This is a genomic window from Streptomyces sp. NBC_00247 (assembly GCF_036188265.1).
Classification (GTDB): domain Bacteria; phylum Actinomycetota; class Actinomycetes; order Streptomycetales; family Streptomycetaceae; genus Streptomyces.
This window is the reverse complement of the sequence record NZ_CP108093.1, coordinates 80,124-97,778: the sequence shown is the minus strand read 5'-3', so window position 1 is coordinate 97,778 and position 17,655 is coordinate 80,124. Positions and strand designations below refer to the sequence as shown.

Below are 17,655 nucleotides of genomic sequence, written 5' to 3'. Positions count from 1 at the left end.
CCTGACGGGTGGCCCGTGCGTGGTCGGGATGAGGACACGACGCCGGACGACGGAGGGGGTGGCCGGGCATGGCCCGTCCCACTGACTGGAGTGCGCTGGGACTGTCCGAAGACCCGACTCCGGGTGATCCCGACGAGCTCGACCGGGTCATCGTCTCCCAGTACACGCTGATCGAGCTGGCACGGACCATCGACAGCGGGCTGGCGGAGGTCTCCAACAAGGCGTCCGAGGCCTTCAAGGGCAAGACCGCCGACGCGCTGCGCGGCAAGATCGACGGCCGGATCCGGGGCTTCGTCACCACCTTCAAGACCGCCCACGAAGACGTCCGCACCGCCCTGCTCACCTACGTCGGAGTGATGCGCGCCCAACAGCGGGTCGCCGACGACGCGCTGACCGCGGCGGCGGCCCTGCCGGAGGACGACACCGAGGGCCGCGAAGCCCACAAGGCGACGGCGAAGTCGGCCGGGGACACCATGGAGACCGCGGCCGACACCGCGGCCACCGCGATCGCGACAGCCGCGGAATCGATCTCCTCGCCGGTGGACGAGTGCGAGGACCTGTGGAAGGCCCTGACCTGGATCGCGATCATCCTGATCATTCCCGCGATCCTCGTCGGCGGCCCGATCGCCCTGCTGGCATTCGGTCTGAACCTCGCCATCATGATCAAGACGGCGATCGACTTCTCCCGCGGTGACGCCGGCCTGACCGAACTGCTGCTGTCGATCGTGGGAGTGCTCGCGCCGACCACCAAGGGCCTGAACGTGGGCCAGGCGTGGAAATCCATCAAGGGATTCGGCGCACAGGGCATCAAGGGCACCAAGAACCTGGTCCTGGGCGGCCCGAACTCCCTCGGTCTCTTCGGGCGGCTGGGCCTGGGCATCGACGACACGTTCAGTGCCACGAGTTCCTGGCTCAAGGGCGGTCTGGGCGACGCGATCAAGTTCAACAAGATCAAGGGGCTGGAGGGCGTCACCCTCCTGGGCGGCGGCTCCGGCAAGGGATTCCAGTTCTTCCCGCTCGGCGTGCAGCTCGGGGTCATCAACACCATCGGCGCCAAGGGCTTCTTCGGGCTGCACAGCGTGATCGTCGGCCTGAACGGCATCAAAATGGGCGCCGGAGCGATCGCCAACGGCCTCTCCGGTGTCAAGGGACTACGGCTCTTCCTGCCGGTGGCCGCCGACGAGATGGGCCAGGGCCTCTTTCTGGCCTTCAAGATCGGCTTCATCGACCGCGGTGTCTTCGGCATGTACAGGTACGGGGCGTTCGTCAACGGTTCCTTCATCGGCGCGGGCAGCAAGGCCTCCGGGGTCGGAGCGGGCGTCTCCAACTTCTTCGACGCCGGCAACGGCGCAGGCATGGGCCTGGTCAAGGCCGGCGACTTCCACTTCGCTCCCGGCACCTTCGGCAACATCGGCGGCCCCGGCGGGCTCTTTGCCCCCGGCGGCCTGGTACCGCCCGGCCGGTTCGCCGCACCGCCCCCCGGCATCTCGCTGTCGATGCCGACGTCTCTCTCGATCCACCTCGGCGAACAGGGCGGTTTCGCCAACCTCGGCCAGATCAACCTGCCCTCCATCGACGCCCGTCTCGCCGATCTGCCCTCCCTCGGAATGACCGGCGACCAGGCGCTGCCCACCCTCGGCGCCGTCACCCGCATCGACCTGCCCGGCGGCCTCGCGGGCCTCCCCAGCCTCGAGAACCTCCCGCAGACCATGCCCGCCCTCGGCCAGGTCAACATCCCCCAACTCGGCTTCTCCCCTTCTTCCGTGCCGTCGATGACGCTGGGCACCCCGTCCGTCGACGGCAACCTCGCGGGCCTCCCGAGCCTCGAAAGCCTCCCGCAGTCGATGCCCGCCCTCGGCCAGGTCAACATCCCTCAACTCGGCTTCTCCCCTTCTTCCGTGCCGTCGATGACGCTGGGCACCCCGTCCGTCGACGGCAACCTCGCCGGGCTCGGCCAGGTCACCGTGAACGCCCCCTCGCTGCCCGCGCTCGGACACATCAACGTGCCCTCCCTGGGCACGGCCGGTGCGGGCCACCTCGGCCTCATCCGCACCGACATGCCATCGGTCCACGCGCAGGTCGTGGACCTTCCGTCGGTGGGCAGCACGGGTGGCCCCATGGGGCAGATCCAGCTCGGCAGCGTGAACGTGGCGTCGCTCGGCCTGAGCACGCCCCACTTCTCCGCGACGCAGATCAACACCGCGCCGGCCGGCGGCTTCGCCTCCCCGAACCTGAGCCCCGCCCTCGGCGATGCCGCCGTCCCGCACGCCGACACCCACCTCGGCCAGATCGAGCTGCCCGGCACCGGCACGGTCCTGGGCCACACCGACCTGCCGAACGTGAACCTGACCATGGGACACGTGGACGCCCCGGACACGCACACCGGCCCGATCGACACGGACCTGCCCACCAGCCACACCGGGGCCGTCCAGCTGCCGGGGCTCGGCCAGAACGACCTGGCACTCTCCGTACCGCCGCCCACCGCGCACCTGGCTCCCGGCGCCCTCTCCGCCCCGGGCATCAACGGCAGGCTGGTGGACGTCCCGACCGTACTGCCCGGCAACGGCTCGCCGATCACCACGCCGAACACCGCTCCCCTGCTCAACAGCTCGGCACTGACCCCGCCGAGCAGTCAGTTCTTCGCCGGCCTGATCGCGGCGATGAACCGCGAACCCCTCACCGTCTTCATGGCCCCGCACATCACCTACGATTTCCATCACACCTTCACCCACCTCCCTCAGATGCCCGCCGGTGTCCAGGTCCAGGTCACCCCCGGCACGGCCGGGCAGCTGGTGGACGTCCACGTGACGACCCCGGCCGGCACACCGGGGTCGGTGACCGCCACCCACGTTCCCGTGAACGGCCAGGACGTGCTGCGCGTCGAGCACACCCAGCTGGACGGGACGATCCAGCGCCTCGACTTCGAGCTGAGCGCGGCCAATGACCACCAGCTGCTGGACAGCCGGACCATCACCCCCGCCCACGTCACCGGCGAGGACATCGAGTTGGAGACCTTCCGGCCGGACACCGTCGCCGGCTCCTCGGGGGCCGGGGGCCTCGGGGGCGCCGGCCGCACGGTGCCGCTGCCCACCCCCGTCGTGCACGTGGTGCCGCTACCGGGCCTGACGGGCACCAACGTCACCATCCGGACCGATGTCACCGGCCAGATCACGCACGCCCATCCGGTGGCCGGGGGTGTGCCGGTCACCGTCCAGCACCTCGCCGGGAGCGGCCCCGGCGGCGTCGACATCGTCCGCGTCGAGCAGACCGTCACCGCGGGCGCCGAGATCCGCCGCTGGGAGTTCACCGCCGACCTGACCGGCAACCGGCTCGTCGCCGACGAACGGGTCTTCCCGCTCAACGACGGCGCCCTGGGCGGCGGCGTCATCAGCGTCGACCTCGCCGCCGGCGTCCCCACCGTCCGCCACCTGGACAGCACCGGCGCCGTGCGGGCCACCGGCGGGCGGCCCATCCGGATCGGCCCGACCTCCCTCAACATCCCCTCCGCCCACGGCTTCCACCTCTACGACCCCACCACCGGCCTGCAGACCCACACCGGCCTCACCCTGGTCGACGCCCACGGCGCCCCCACCCCCCTGCACGTGCTCACCCCGCACACCCCGCCCGGCGGCGGAGCCGCAGTGCCGCTCCGGCTCACGGGCGCCGACGGGGTGACCCCGCTCGGCACGGTCACCGTCCCCGCCCACGGGGGCGGCGTGTTCCACGTACGGCCCACACCGGCCCCCGGCGCCGCTGCCGTCCCGCACCTCAGCGTCCACCGGGCCGACGGCACCTTCTCCCACCACGCCCTGCCGGTCCCGGCCGTCACCCTGGCCGGGGGAGCGGGCCCGGCCTTCGTCCGCCTCCCGGACAGCGCCGGCGGGCTGCCCTCGCTCGTCCACCCGGACGGTACGGGCGTCGCCGGGGCCACCGTGCACCCGCAGGGGGTCAACGGCGCGCTGGGCTTCCGGATCGACCAGAACGGGCAGCACCTCGTCGTCAGCCCGGCCGGTGTGCACACCCACAGCGCGGTCTCCCTCCAGGGCCCGGGCGTCCCGGCCGCCGGCCAGTTCGTGTTCAGCCCTCCCGGCACCCCCCACACGCCCCTCGCGCGGCTGCACGACCGGAGCGGCGCCCCCGGCGCCCCGGTGGCGTGGGTGGACGGCACCTACCACGTGGCCCTGGGCGGCAACCAGTTCTCCGTCCACACCCCCAACGGCGCCTACGCGCACCAGGCCCTCGCCGTGGGCGGGCTGACCGTCGCCCCGCCCGGCGGCACCTTCCTGCGGGCCGACCCGGCCAACCCGGGCGGCTCCCTGCTGACACGGGGCGACGGCACACCCGTCCCCGGCGCCCAGGTCCACCCACAGGTGGGCGGAGACTTCCGCGTCACCCACAACAACCAGCACATCACCGTCAGCCCCACCGGTGCCCACACCCACGACACCGTCACCCTCCAGGGCCCGGGGGCCGGCCAGTACGTCTTCACTCCGGTCGCCACCCCGAACGTGCCCGTCGGGCACCCGCGGACCGGCAACGGGGCCGTCGACACCACCGTCACCGTCCAGCGGACCGGCGGCGAGTTCCGCCTCACCGACGGCCACGGCACCGTGAACGTGTTCGACCCCGCGACCGGCGCCCATCTCCGCACCGACGTCCCCGTCAGCGGCGGCACGGCACTCGACGGCCACTTCGTCCGGACCGACGCGGCCGGGACCGTCACCGTCGTACGCGCCGACCTCAGCGCCGCCCCCGGCCTGCGGGCCACCCCGCAGCCGGGCACGGCAGGCGGCGGCTTCCGCCTCTACCAGGGCAGCGCGCATCTGGTGGTCGACCCCCGGGGCGCCCACACCCACACCGCCGTCGAACTCCGGGCCCCGGGCACCGCGGGCGGCACCGGGCAGTACGTCTTCCACCCCGCGGCGCCCGGCGGCGCGGGCCCGCACCCGCAGGTCAAGGACGGTACCGGCGCCGACCTGGCGGACACCGTCACCGTCCGCCCGGACGGCGGCCTCCAGGTCAACGGCGCCGGGACGATCCGCGTCCACGACGCCACCGACGGGGCCTTCCGGTTCAGCCTCTTCCGCCTCGTCGACGCGGCAGGCGCCCACCTGCCGGAGACCGTACGGGTGTACGGGGCGGGCGGTATCCGCTTCCTGGACCAGCACGAGAACGTGGTCGACGGGTCCGTGGTCACCGTCCGGCCGGGCGGCGGGTTCCGGGTCGAGAAAGCGACCGGCGAGTTCTCCCTGTACAACGCGGGCGGGCGGCTGGACTTCCGGGCCGTCCCGGCCGCGGGCGGCGCCCCCAACACCCTCACCGTCACCCCGACGGGCGGCACCGCCTTCACCGTCGTCCCGCTCGGCGACGCCGTGAAGCTCACCGACGCGAGCCTGTCCCGGTTCGTCGACATCACCCCGGGCGGTCCGCGGGTCCTCGACGGCCACCTCACCGTCGTGCCGGGCCACACGGTCGCCCCCACGGCGGCCGGCGGCTGGCGCGTCGACCCGCCGGGCAACCTCCGGCTCCGGGAGTTCACGGAGTACGCCGCCGACGGCACGCTCACCCTCCAGCGGATCAACATCGTCACCAAGGGGCGGATCAAGGCCAACAACCACCTGGAGCTCTACCACGTCGCCACCGGCGGCGCAGGCGGGAACCCGGCCGGCACCTGGAAGCTGATCCGTACCGACGGCGCGGGCGTTCCGCTCCCCGGTGCGGGCGGCAGGTGGTTCGGACACGGCCTGATCACCGCCACGGGCATTCCGCAGGGCCGGGTCCACCTCACCACCCACTCCGGAGTCACCATCTTCGAGTCGCGGCCGCTGCCCGGCGGCAACACCCTCCACTCCTTCCAGTCCAGCGCCAGCGCCGAGGTCTCCACCTTCTCGTTGGGCAACCAGCGCGGCGAATGGCACGAGATCGACCCCCAGGGCACGCTCGTGCGCAACGGCGACCGGCACTGGGGCGAGAGCGGCCGCAGCTGGTGGGACTCCACCGGCACCAGCGGGGTCGACCGGGTCCTGCACTTCCAGCAACTCCCCGACGGCGGGCACGTCCTGGGCACCCTCGACCGCAACGTGTTCCACCAGAGCACGGGCAGCGGCACCTGGTTCCGCTTCGACGCCGACTTCAAGATGATCGCCCAGGGCGCCCGCGCCTACGGGCCGGGCCTCGGCCGCGGCTTCACCGACACGATGGACCACCCGCTCACCGGCCAGAGCTTCGTCGTCCACGAGAAGTTCGGCCGCTTCCAGACCGACCCCCACGACGTACGCAGGCTCTTCCAGCGGGAGATGGGCGCCGACGGGGCGCCCAAGACCACCTCGGTGTCGCTCTCCGCACCCGGCAAGGAGATCGACAGCCTCAGGCAACTGGAGAACAACGGCGGCCTCCTGGAGGTCCGGAGGGTGGCCGAACAGCGCCCGCCGAACTGGTTCCGCTACCTCATCAGCAGCGAGTACCGCACGACGGACCTCGGCCCGTTCCCCTGGCTGAAGGCCGACAACCTGCCGCAGCTCAACGAATGGCGGGTCCGGCCCACGCCCGGCGGGGCCGTCGGCGCCCACGGCATCCGGCTGCTCACCCAGAACGCCGCCATCACCGACATCTCCAGCACCGGGCAACTCGTACGCGAGACCCGCAAGCTGTTCCACGGCAACGACCTGACCGTCGGCAACGTCAAGGTGCCCGACGACCCCGCGGGCGCTCCGGTGAACATCCCCGCCCAGTACCTGCCCTGGTCGGAGGGGGTGGGCAAGCTGCAGGGGCACCGCACCTTCAACCCCGCCGACTTCCAGGCCCCGCCCGGGGGCGGTGTCCACGTCAACCAGGTCATCTGGCACGACCGGTTCACCACGAACCTGGGTGACGGCGACTGGTTCAGCCCCAACGCAGCCAAGCAGTGGCAGATCGCGCGCACCGGCCTGAACGACGGCACGGTGATCGAGTACCGGCCGATCCCGGCGGTCCGCACCGGCGCCGCGGCGGGCGACGGCGGCGCAGCCTTCCGGCAGAACTTCCACATGAACCACGGCGACTGGACACGCTACGACCACCACGGCTTCGTCGTAGGCCGCTCCGACACCTGGCCAGGCGTCCAGGGCAGCCCCGACCTGCGGATCACCGCACACGGCCCGGCCACCGGCAGGATGACCTGGGTGGACTCCAACAACCCGCACATCAGCGGCGTCCGCCTCACCGCCCACGGCCGGGACATCAACCGCTACGGCTGGGACCGCGAGTCGTACCAGGACCTCGGCGCCGACGGACGCATGATCCGCGACCACCGCCTCCTCGCCGACGGCACCACCGTCGACTCCTGGCGCGTCAGCCGCGACGCCGCCGGCAACGAGGTCTGGCACTGGAACAAGATCGACGCACACGGCAACATCCAGGTCTTCGGCACCGGCGCCGGCGACCAGGTCCGCCACTGGTTCGACGCGCAGGGCAACGCCCTCCCCGGCTGGGCGGAGGGCGCCCGCTGGTCCGAACACGTCACGAGCCTCGGCAACACGAAGATCCAGGAGATCCCCGCCAGGCCCAGCGCCGGCGCCTTCCAGAACACCTTCGGCGACGCCCCCTTCCGCGTCCGCGAGTACGTCGCGAACCCGGGCGACACCTTCAACGCCCACGCGTGGAAGGAGTTCGACGGCGGCACGGTCGTCCGCCAGAAGAAGGAACTGCTCGACGGGAACTTCCTGGAGAGCGAGAGCTGGCAGAAACACTGGCGCCTCTACGGGCCGGGCGGCACCAACCTCCTCGCCGAACGGTCCATCTCCGGATGGATCTATGAGACCAACGCCTTCGGCCAACTGAAACTGGTCGGCCGGGAATCCAACTTCATCGACTGGGCCAACCAGTACCGCGGCTACAACCGCATGTGGAAGGACGCCAACCGCTGGGAGTTCGGCGCCAGCGTCGGCGGCGAGTCCGTCTACCGGCCCTACCTCACCAAGGCGATGCAACAGATCGCCCTCGACGCGGGACACGAGTTCATCGTCGACTTCGCCCTCAGCCTCACCGTCTTCGGCATCGTCGCCCTGGTCACCGGGGCGAAGTTCACCGCGACCGACCTCGCCAAGGCCGCCTTCGGCGCCATGATGGGCTCCGTCGTCAAGAGCTTCGTCTCCGGTCTGCACCACGCGGCCGGCCGCGGCACCCCGTGGAAGAACGGCTGGGGCCACGTCGACTACGGCTACGCCTACCAGCGCCACCCCAGCGACGACGACTGGGGCGGCGAATGGGCGGGCCACGACAAGGTCACCCGCTGGCGCGGCGGCACCTACGACTTCGGAGTCGGCATCGCCACCGGCGTTCTCGGCGGATTCGCCTCCGGTGCCGCCTCCGCCTCGGTCTTCGGGGTGAAGACCGCGAGCGGTGAGCTGATCCACCTGTCCAAGGCGGACGCCGCCATCGCCGGGCTGATGAGCTCGGTCGGCGGCACCCTCGGCGGGCTCACCGTCGGCGCTGCCCGCAGCATGATCCACCTCAACCTGGCCGGCCGCTGGTACCACCGCGCCGGCATGGTCGACATCTATGTGGCGCCGGCCCTCGGAAAGCTCATCGACAAGTCCTTCTCCGCCTTCTTCATGGGCAGCGCGGTCCGCGGCTGGTTCCACCCGAGCTGGTACACGGACGGCGGCACGCAGGGCGGTCGCCCCAACGTCGACAACCTCCCGCAAGGAGCAGGCACATGACGACCACCACCGGCACCCCACCGCTGCGCGTGGCGGCCAAGGGGTGGGGCGGTCACCGCACCATCGCCTCCGCCCTCGCCGCCGCCCCCGCCGGGGCCGTGATCACCATCGCCCCCGGCGTCTACACCGAGTCCCTGCGCCTGGAGCGCCGGGTGCTGCTGGAGCCGGAGTACGGCTTTGGGACCGTCCACCTGCGCTCCCCCGGCGGGCCCGTGCTCGACGTCACCGCCCCCGGTTGCGAGGTGCACGGGCTCGAACTGCGCGGCAGCGATCCCGCCGAGCCCGCCGTGCGGGTCGCCGACGCCGCCGGGCTGACCCTCGCCGAGTGCGACCTCGGCAGGGGCCGGATCGACGTGCTCGGCTCCCGGGACGGCACCTGGGCCGCCGCGAACTCCGCCCTCACCTTCGCCGACACCCTGGCCCGGGCGCTGCGCGACCCGGTCGGCGGCGGGGTACTGCTGGTGCGCGGCGGCCGGCTGCACGACGCCCGGCACGCCGCTGTCCACCTCGAAGGCGACGCTCGGGCCCGGCTGGTGGACACCGCCATCGACACCGTCGACGGGCTCGGAGTGGCCCTCGGCGGCAGCGCCGTGCTGCTCGCCGAGCGGCTGCGCGTCAGCGCTACCGCCGGCTCCTCGCTGCGCGCCCGCGGCTCCTCCCGGGTGCTGCTGCGCGACACCCGCCTCAGCGGCCCCGGCCGCCACGGCCTGCTCATCGAGGACGAGGCCGAGGGCCTCCTGGAGGACTGCCGGATCATCGGCCCCGCCCGGGCCGCCGTCCAGGCCGGTGGCTCGGCCACCGTGGGCCTGGCCGACTGCCGTCTCTCCGGGTCCGGGACCGACGCGCTGGCCGTGGGGGGATCGGCCCAGCTCACCGTCCACGGCTGCTGGCTCCTGGACTCGGCCGGCCACGGCATCCTGGTGACCGGCGAGGCCGTGGCCCTGGCCGTGGACATCCTGATCGCGCGCAGTGGAGCGGCCGCCGTACGCGTCTCCGAGCTGGCCCGGGCCTCCCTGAGCGGCTGCCGGATCGGCGTCAGCGGGGAGCACGGGCTGACCGTCACCGACGACGCCCACGCCGAACTGGCCGACACCACGCTCTCGGACGCGGCCGTGGCCGGGGTGCACACCGACGGCCGGGCCCGCCTCACGCTCACCGGCGGCCGCATCGAGCGGGGCGAGACCGGGCTGCGGCTGCGTTCCACCGCCGAGGCATCGGTACGGGGCACCACCGTGAGCGGCCCGAGCAAGGCGGGCGTGGAACTCGGACCGCGCGCCCGTACCACCCTGGAGGGCGTACGGATCGGATCGACCGGCAGCGCCGGTGTGGTCCTCGCCGCCGGAGCCCGGCTGGCCATGGAGGGGTGCACCATCGAGGCCCCCGGCGGCAGCGGGATGGTCGTCTCGACCGGCGCCGAGCCGGCGGTGAGCGGCCTGCGGATCGACCGGGCCGCGAAGAACGGCATCCTGTTCGGGCCCGGCGCGGGCGGCACTTTCGCGTACTGCGACCTGACCGGCGGAAACTTTCCCGCTCTGCACATCGGCGCGAACGCCGCCCCCCGGTTCACCGGCTGCCGGGTCCTCGACTGCGGTCAGGACGTCGCCCTGGCCGACGAGGCCGCCCCCGTCTTCGAGGACTGCGTCTCGATCCGGGTCAAGAACCCGCTCCTGCCGGGAGTCACCGCCGCGCCCGGCCCCCTGCCCAGGAAGCCCGCCGCCCCGGACGGAGCCGCGCGGGGTACGGGCCCCGCGGGCGGCGCCCGTACCGCCCCGGGGGGCACCGCGGCGGCCGGCGGTGGCTTCGCCTCCCTGTCCGACCTCTCCGAACTCGGCGAGCCCGAACCGGAGCCGGAGACCCTGGAGGAGTTGCTCGCCGAACTGGACGAGCTGGTCGGGCTCGACGGGGTCAAACAGAACGTCGGCGGCATGGTCAAGCTGATGCAGACGGTGCGGCTGCGCCAGCAGGCCGGGCTCCCGGCGCCGCCGCTCAGCCGCCACCTGGTCTTCGCGGGGAACCCCGGCACCGGCAAGACCACCGTGGCCCGCCTCTACGGCAGGCTGCTGAAGGCCCTCGGCCTGCTGGAGCGCGGGCACCTGGTGGAGGTCGACCGCAGCGCCCTGGTCGGCGAGTACGTGGGTCACACCGGCCCGAAGACCACCGAGTCCTTCAACCGGGCCCGCGGCGGCGTCCTCTTCATCGACGAGGCGTACGCGCTGGTCCCGGCCGGGGTCACCAACGACTTCGGCCTGGAGGCGGTGGCCACCCTGGTCAAGCTGATGGAGGACCACCGCGACGAGGTCGTCGTCATCGCCGCCGGCTACCCCGGCGACATGGAGCGCTTCGTCTCCTCCAACCCGGGGCTCGCCTCCCGCTTCACCCGCAGCCTGGTCTTCGCCGACTACAGCTCCACCGAGCTGGTCCGCATCGTCGAGCACCACGCGCAGCGCCACCGCTACGAGCTGAGCGACGGTGTCCGCGGAGCGCTCGGCCGGTACTTCGACGCCGTGCCGCGCGACGCCCGCTTCGGCAACGGCCGCACCGCCCGCCAGGTCTTCCAGGCCATGACCGAGCGGCAGGCCATGCGGATCACCGAGCTGACCTCCCCGGTCGAGGCCCAGCTGGTGGTCCTCGACGAACAGGACATGCCGGAACTGGTCCCGCCGGTCCCCCCGGCCTCCTGAGGGCGGAACGCGGAGTCGCTCGTGGTCCGTCTCCCGGCACCGGCCGCGCGGCGCAACGGCCCCCGGTTGGATTGCGCGGACCCGGGGGCCGTTGAGGGAGAGGGGTGCGGGGTCAGGCCACGACGCTCATGCCTTCGCGGAGCTTGCGCAGGATGCGGTTCAGCAGCCGGGAGACGTGCATCTGGGAGATGCCGAGTTCCGCGCCGATCTGGGCCTGCGTCATCTCGGCACCGAAGCGCATCCGGACGATGAGACGCTCCCGTTCGTCGAGCCGCTCCAGCTGCGGGGCCAGGTCGTGGAGGTTCTCGAAGGTCTCCATCGCCGTGTCCCAGTCGCCGAGCACCTCGGCATGGCCGCGCTGCTGGCGCCCGTCGTCGTCGCCGGAGGACGGTACGTCGAGCGAGCCGGCCGAGTACCCGTTGGCGGCCACGAGCCCCTCGACGACCTCTTCCTCGCTCAGGTCGAGGTGGGCGGCGAGCTCCTTGACCGTCGGGTCCCGGTCGAGCCTGACGGAGAGCGTCTCCTTGGCCTTGGCGAGCTCGACCCGCAGCTCCTGCAGGCGCCGGGGCACATGGACGGACCAGCTGGTGTCGCGGAAGAACCGCTTGATCTCGCCCACGATGTAGGGGATCGCGAAGGTGGTGAACTCGACTTCGCGTGACAGGTCGAAGCGGTCGATGGCCTTGATCAGGCCGATCGTGCCGACCTGGATGATGTCCTCGGTATCGTCACCGGCCCGGTTGCGGAAGCGCTGCGCGGCGTAGCGGACGAGGGAGAGGTTCATCTCGATGAGCGTGTTGCGCGCGTACTGGTAGGTGGGGGTGCCTTCCTCCAGCGTCCGGAGGCGGTCGAAGAACGCCTTCGACAGGGACCGCGCATCCTGGGGAGCGATCTTCCCGGCATCCTCGACCCACGGCAGATCCTCCACCGCGGACCGTGTGCCCACACCAGTCATGCCGCACGGCTCCGTGAGCACATCGCGTTCCGCGGCGGTTCGCGCCGACACAGCCGTCATGGTGTCACCCTCCTTCTCGTGCACTTCTTCGCGCGGTCCTGTGCCCCGCTGCCCGGAGGCCATTCCTGCTTCTTCCGACAAACTTCTGATGTGCCGTCATCGATCTCGCCGGGCGTGAGCCGAAGGGACCGTGTGTCACCACCTGCGTGCGCGGCCCCGACCCCCAAGTTCACACGCGCAGCCGGCCGATCTTCCGTCCGCGGGCGCCCAGCGGTGGAGACCACCACCGGCCCGCGCAGGCCCGGCGCCCGCTGGTGCACGGCTGCCCGCAGCAGATCAGCCGGCGCCGGCCGGGCCGACGGTGGTGTGGGTGCGCCGGTGTTCGGCGTTGATGCGCTGTGCTTCCTCGAGCTGGTCTTCGAGGATGATGATGCGGCAGGCTGCCTCGATGGGCGTGCCGTGGTCGACGAGTTCGCGGGCGCGGGCGGCGATGCGCAGCTGGTAGCGGGAGTAGCGGCGGTGTCCGCCGGCGGAGCGCAGTGGGGTGATGAGGCGGGCTTCGCCGAGGGCGCGGAGGAAGCTCTGGGTGGTGCCGAGCATGTCGGCGGCCCGGCCCATGGTGTAGGCGGGGTAGTCGTCGTCGTCGAGACGGTCGTACGAGTCGTCTGCGGTCATTCGCACCTCTTCCTGGAGCGCGTGGAGGGGCCCTGGTGCCTGTGGCACCAGGGCCCCGAAGGAACTACACCATCTGCCGGCCCTGGTCCTGCGCCGGCCTTCTGTGTCCGCCGTCCCGACCTGAACGGTGTCGGGAGTGCGGGGATCGCGGTTGCTTGACCGGAGACCACCTCACTGTCGATGTCCTGCGGTACCCGGACCCTGTTGTCGCGTCCGGGCGATCCTGATGGCGCTCGGCTCCTCCGTTCTTCCCTCGGTGATCAACTACCTACCAGTGGGGACTGGGAACTGCTGGTACTGCCTTTATGTGTACTGCTGGTGATGCGAACTGCTCTGTGGCCTGTGACAGCACCACTCTTCGGCAGCCGGACCCGTCGCCCGTCCTGCGTCTGCTCCGGCTTGGAACCCCACTGCCGAACTACCCGGTGCGCGCGTCCGCAGCCGACGCCTTCACCGAGGTACCGCTCACTCCACTTCGCTGCTGAGTAGCGCCCCGCCCTTTGCGGGAACCGCGGTCCTGCTCGTGGCGGCCCCTGATCACTGCGGGCCACCCGGTCCGGTCGTCAGCCACGTCGCCGTCCTGCACTGCTCTGGCTTCGCGACTCCACCACCGCACCGTCCTGCGCACTGCAACTACATGTGCTGTTCCCGGCAGTTCGTGTCTGCCGGTTCTTGCTTTCTCTCTGGGCTACGAGAGAAACCATAACCACACCACCGCCCAATGTCTACTCTCGCCATGACAGATTTTCGCCCGTTCGATGATGAGGTATTCGGAGTCGAACAGTGATGGGTGCCGCCGGCCCCTCATCTCGGTGAAGCGGGCGGGGTCGGGCTGTCCAGGCCGCTGGTGGACGCCCGTGCCGGCGTGGGCGGCGGCGGCTGGTACAGCGGGATGAAACCGGCGAACCCGCTGGACGAGCACGGCCGGCGCGTCAGCTCCGTCGACCAGGAGATCAACCACACCCCGGCGAAGGCGTCCTACGCGCATCTCGACGCGGCCGGCTTCCGCACCAGCGAGAGAACGGCGGCGCCGCGGGCATGGGCCCCTCGATCCTTCGATGACGGGCTCCCGCAAGGAGAGCGACCAATGGCGCGAGAGCCAACGGCAGTTCATCGATGCCGGCCGTGGGGGCCAGGTCATGAAGATGGACATCGACGAGATCCGCGCGCTCTACGGAGACAAGTACGACACCCACGTCAAGGACATGGCCGACAGCCCGCGGCACAACAGGGAGTTCCAGGCCATGCTTCAGGTCAAGGGGTGGACGATAGACTGCGGCTTCCCGAAACGACGGGCTGGAACGACGAGGCGCAGACGCCGAAGGGCTGAGGACGGGCCATGGATCTGGTACTCGACCCGCCGCGCGGAGTCGCGCCGATCCTGCTGGGCATGACGCGCGCCGAGGTACTCGCCGCCGCGCCCGAGGCCTGGGGCGAGCCCCGGGTGCTGCGGCGCCCCGGCAGGAACTCGGCGAAGGTCTCGTGGACCCTCGACCACGTCGGCGTACAGGCACTGCTCGAAGGCGACGGAACCCGCGTCACGGCCGTCGAGCTGTGGTGGCCCGGTGAGGGCCGCATCTCCGGCACGCGCGTCCTGCTGGAGAAGGACGAGGTGTTCACCACCCCCGCCGCGGAGCTCTTCCGGCACGCCGCCGGACGGGGCTGGACGGTCGACACCTCGCGCCCCGAGTACCCGGTGATCCCCGGAGTGTCGCTCGGTTTCACCCGGCACACCTCGCAGGAGGTCGAACGGGACGCCGACGGGCTGCCCGCGTACGTCACGTCGGTCCTGGTGGGCGACGAGCACTACTACGACTACCTCCGTCAGCCGCGCGGCTGACCGGCACCGCCCCCGTACGACCACCGGGCCGGACCGGCCGTGACCCCCCGCCGGGTCGGCTGCTCCTGCTCCTGCCCGGCCCCGCGCCGCGCGGGAGCGGCCGTGACAGGGGCCGGCGAGGTGGAGTGTCCGCTGGCCGGACGACGACTGTCCCCACGCTGTCCGGCCGTCCCGGACTTGGGTGTACCTCGGGCCGGGGGCGTCCGCTGAGCCATCCGAGGAGCGGCTGCCCGGTACCGGCCGCCGTCTGCCCCGGACTGGGGCGCCGCAACACCCCGGGGACTGGCGCGAGGTGCAGCGCACCACCGTCCCTGTCATGCGGCTTCCGCCTCCGCTGCGGCCCGGCGGGCCGGTCGGTGCGCTTCGGGAAGGGCTTCGGGCGTCGTCGGAGGAGGGCGCACCGCGTGGGCATGGTCGGTTTGGACGTTGCGCGCGGCGCCAGGAGGACGACGGATCGCGTGCGGTGTGCCGACCGGATCACGCCACATGGCGGTGGGTACGACGCGCGTCGGCCCGCGCGGTCGGTGGATGCCGAGATGACGTACTGGTGCAATTGATGGGATGAATATGGAATCTCCATATGAATTCGAAGGTAGGTTCCTCTGTTGTCCTACGAAGCGATGGTGCACTCCGGGGCAAGTGGACAAAATTTCGCCCATGGCTTTACATACATCCCATCTCTGTTGTGGCCTCACCCGGCCTTGGCCCAGGAACTCTCCCGCTCCGGGACGAGCGCGAGGACACCCGCATGATGCTCCGAACCGCCTGCGCGGCCGCCGCCGTCGGCCACTTTGTGCCCTTACCGGTCAGCCGCCGGGTCGGCGGCACCGGCAGCTTGGCGGCGAGGGTCGGGGACGGGTTCCGGCTTCGCGCACCGGGCGACGGCAGGCCGGCCCGTCGGGGCCGCCACGGCAAGTCGCGTCCGGTGGCCGCTCTCCGGCGGAGGTCGCCGCGACCCTCGCCGACACCCCCTCGTTCTCCATCAACCCACCCCTGTTCCCGTCCTGGAGGAACCCGTGCTTCTGACCGAACTGCTGCACCCCGGCATGCTGGAAGCCCTGGCCGGCGCCGGACACGGTGCCCGCGTGCTGCTCACCGACGGGCACTACCCGGCGAGCACGGCCGTCGGGCCGCGCGCTCGAATCGTGCACCTCAACGTCACGCCCGGCCTCCTCGACGTACCTCCGGTGCTCGACGTGCTGTTGCGGACCGTTGCCGTCGAATCGGCCCAGGTGATGGTGCCGCCGAAGGGGGAACCCGAGCCGGCTGCCATCGCCGACTACCGCGCCCGGCTCGGCGCGGTGCCGGTGGAGTCGCTCGACCGGTTCGCGTTCTACGACGCGGCCCGTTCCCCGGACGTGGCCCTGGCGGTCGTCACCGCGGACACCCGCACGTACGCCAACCTGCTGCTGACCATCGGCGTCCGCGCGGAGGGGACCCTGGCCGCGCGATGACCCGTGCCGTCCGCCGTGCGGACGGCCGCACGGCGGACGGCACAGGGCGCCCGCGCGGTGACTGCCGTCGCTCGGTAGGCTGACGGGCTTCTGGTGCACGACTCCTGGGGCTCGGCCCCTCGGAGTCGGCCAGGACGACCTCATCGACGGCCACACGGCAGGGCTTTTGACTGTGATCTCCTCCACGCGTACGGCGTCCATCCTCCGCGGCAACGGGACCGGTGCGGTGATCGCGGTGGCAGCGCTCCTCGTACTGGCCACGGGGTGCGACTCCGGTGCCGGCGAACCGGCCGGTGCCTCCGCGAGTACCGCGAGCCGCCCGGTCGACGACACCGACATCACCGCCGTGCCGGGCGAGCGATTCACGCTCACCGTCGACCAGAACTCGTCCATCCGCGAGTACTGGTACCTGGTCGGCCCTGCCCCCGACAGCTCGGTGCTGGTCAGCCGCGGCCAGGAGTACGCGTCGGCCTCCGGCGACGGGCCGGAGGCCGGTTCGGGCGGCCGGCTCACCTTCACCTTCGAGGCCAAGGGCAAGGGGACCACCCGGTTCACGCTGCTGCACTGCACGTTCGCCACGTGCCGGGGCAACACCGCCACGCTGCCGCCTGCGGCGATCACACCCCCCGCGACCGCGTCCCCCTCTCCCTCCCCGGTTGGCGAGCGCGTCACCTACGTCGTCACCGTCGGCTGAACCGCGGCTGAACCGCGCCGGACCAGTCGTCCGGGGCGAGGGTGGCGAACCGGCGTACGCCCGTGTACGGCGTGGCCGCGACGGCCCAGCGGGCGTGGCTGCGGCTGTCGTTGCCCTTGGACTCCGTCGTGCGACCGCGGCGGAGGGCCGCTCCGGCCGAGGCTCCCCGTCGTCGCGGAGGAGGGTGGCTTCCGCCGTGCCGCGGCGGAGAGGTACGCGCGCGGGACCGCGCGGAGGCGACCGGAGCAGTCCTTCCGGGGTGTCCTGGGCGCCGCCCGCTCCGGGCGCGCCGGGCCCCCACTCGCGCTGTCGCCCCGAAGTTGCCGAAGCGTGCCGTCGACTCCCTCGGCCGTCGGCTCGTCGGCCCGTCCGCTCTTGTCCGCCCCGCGCGGGGAGTGCGCCGCTCGGACGCACGGTTCCGTTCTCCCGAAGGACGCTCGCAGGATGCGGAGGCGCCACCTCCGACCATGGGGGAGAATTTTCCCACTGTCTGAAAACGGTTGGTGCGGGATCCAGGACCCCGGCAGCCGCCCCGGTCGGTGGCCGAAGGCGGACTGGCCTCGTCCGTATGGCTGTTGGTCCGGGCGGCGCACGGGAGACAGCGCATTCTTCGCATGGCGGGCAGGGCCTTCCGGTCCGTCGCCGAAGGGCCGGAAA

The 17,655-nt window shown here is 72.0% G+C and carries 8 protein-coding genes; 6 read left to right on the top strand and 2 right to left on the bottom strand.

Features of this window, described 5'->3' with window-relative positions; all coding sequences use genetic code 11:
• Positions 1–68: 68 nt before the first annotated feature.
• Together OHT52_RS00380 and OHT52_RS00375 are read left to right on the top strand one after the other, a co-directional pair.
• A complete protein-coding gene (locus OHT52_RS00380; protein ID WP_328718045.1) occupies positions 69–8,699 on the top strand; it encodes a hypothetical protein in 8,631 nt (2,876 codons plus the stop codon).
• Positions 8,696–11,380: a right-handed parallel beta-helix repeat-containing protein gene (locus tag OHT52_RS00375; RefSeq protein WP_328718044.1), complete on the top strand. Its 2,685-nt coding sequence runs from the start codon at positions 8,696–8,698 to the stop codon at positions 11,378–11,380. The genes OHT52_RS00380 and OHT52_RS00375 overlap by 4 nt, the downstream gene beginning before the upstream one ends.
• 112 nt (positions 11,381–11,492) lie before the next feature.
• Here the strand turns inward: OHT52_RS00375 and OHT52_RS00370 are convergent, their stop codons facing one another.
• Positions 11,493–12,395 (bottom strand): RNA polymerase sigma factor SigF, encoded by a 903-nt coding sequence (locus tag OHT52_RS00370; protein WP_443046438.1) that lies wholly within the window; start codon positions 12,393–12,395, stop codon positions 11,493–11,495.
• Positions 12,396–12,671: 276 nt separating this feature from the next.
• Entirely contained in the window at positions 12,672–13,010 is a 339-nt protein-coding gene (locus OHT52_RS00365) for a helix-turn-helix domain-containing protein (RefSeq protein WP_328718042.1), read from the bottom strand.
• 1,058 nt (positions 13,011–14,068) lie between these two features.
• On the opposite strand from OHT52_RS00365, the gene OHT52_RS00360 reads away from it, so the two are divergent.
• The 4 genes from OHT52_RS00360 (at position 14,069) to OHT52_RS00345 (ending at position 16,998) form a co-directional block, all read left to right on the top strand.
• A complete protein-coding gene (locus OHT52_RS00360; protein WP_328718041.1) occupies positions 14,069–14,404 on the top strand; it encodes a hypothetical protein in 336 nt (111 codons plus the stop codon).
• Positions 14,350–14,850 carry a hypothetical protein gene (locus OHT52_RS00355; protein ID WP_328718040.1) on the top strand — a complete coding sequence of 167 codons (501 nt, stop codon included), beginning with the start codon at positions 14,350–14,352 and terminating at the stop codon, positions 14,848–14,850. The genes OHT52_RS00360 and OHT52_RS00355 overlap by 55 nt, the downstream gene beginning before the upstream one ends.
• A 1,016-nt stretch (positions 14,851–15,866) precedes the next feature.
• Positions 15,867–16,304, top strand: coding sequence for an RbsD/FucU domain-containing protein (locus OHT52_RS00350; protein ID WP_328718039.1), 438 nt, complete (start codon positions 15,867–15,869; stop codon positions 16,302–16,304).
• Positions 16,305–16,476: 172 nt separating this feature from the next.
• A complete protein-coding gene (locus OHT52_RS00345) occupies positions 16,477–16,998 on the top strand; it encodes a protease inhibitor I42 family protein (RefSeq protein ID WP_328718038.1) in 522 nt (173 codons plus the stop codon).
• Positions 16,999–17,655 lie beyond the last annotated feature (657 nt).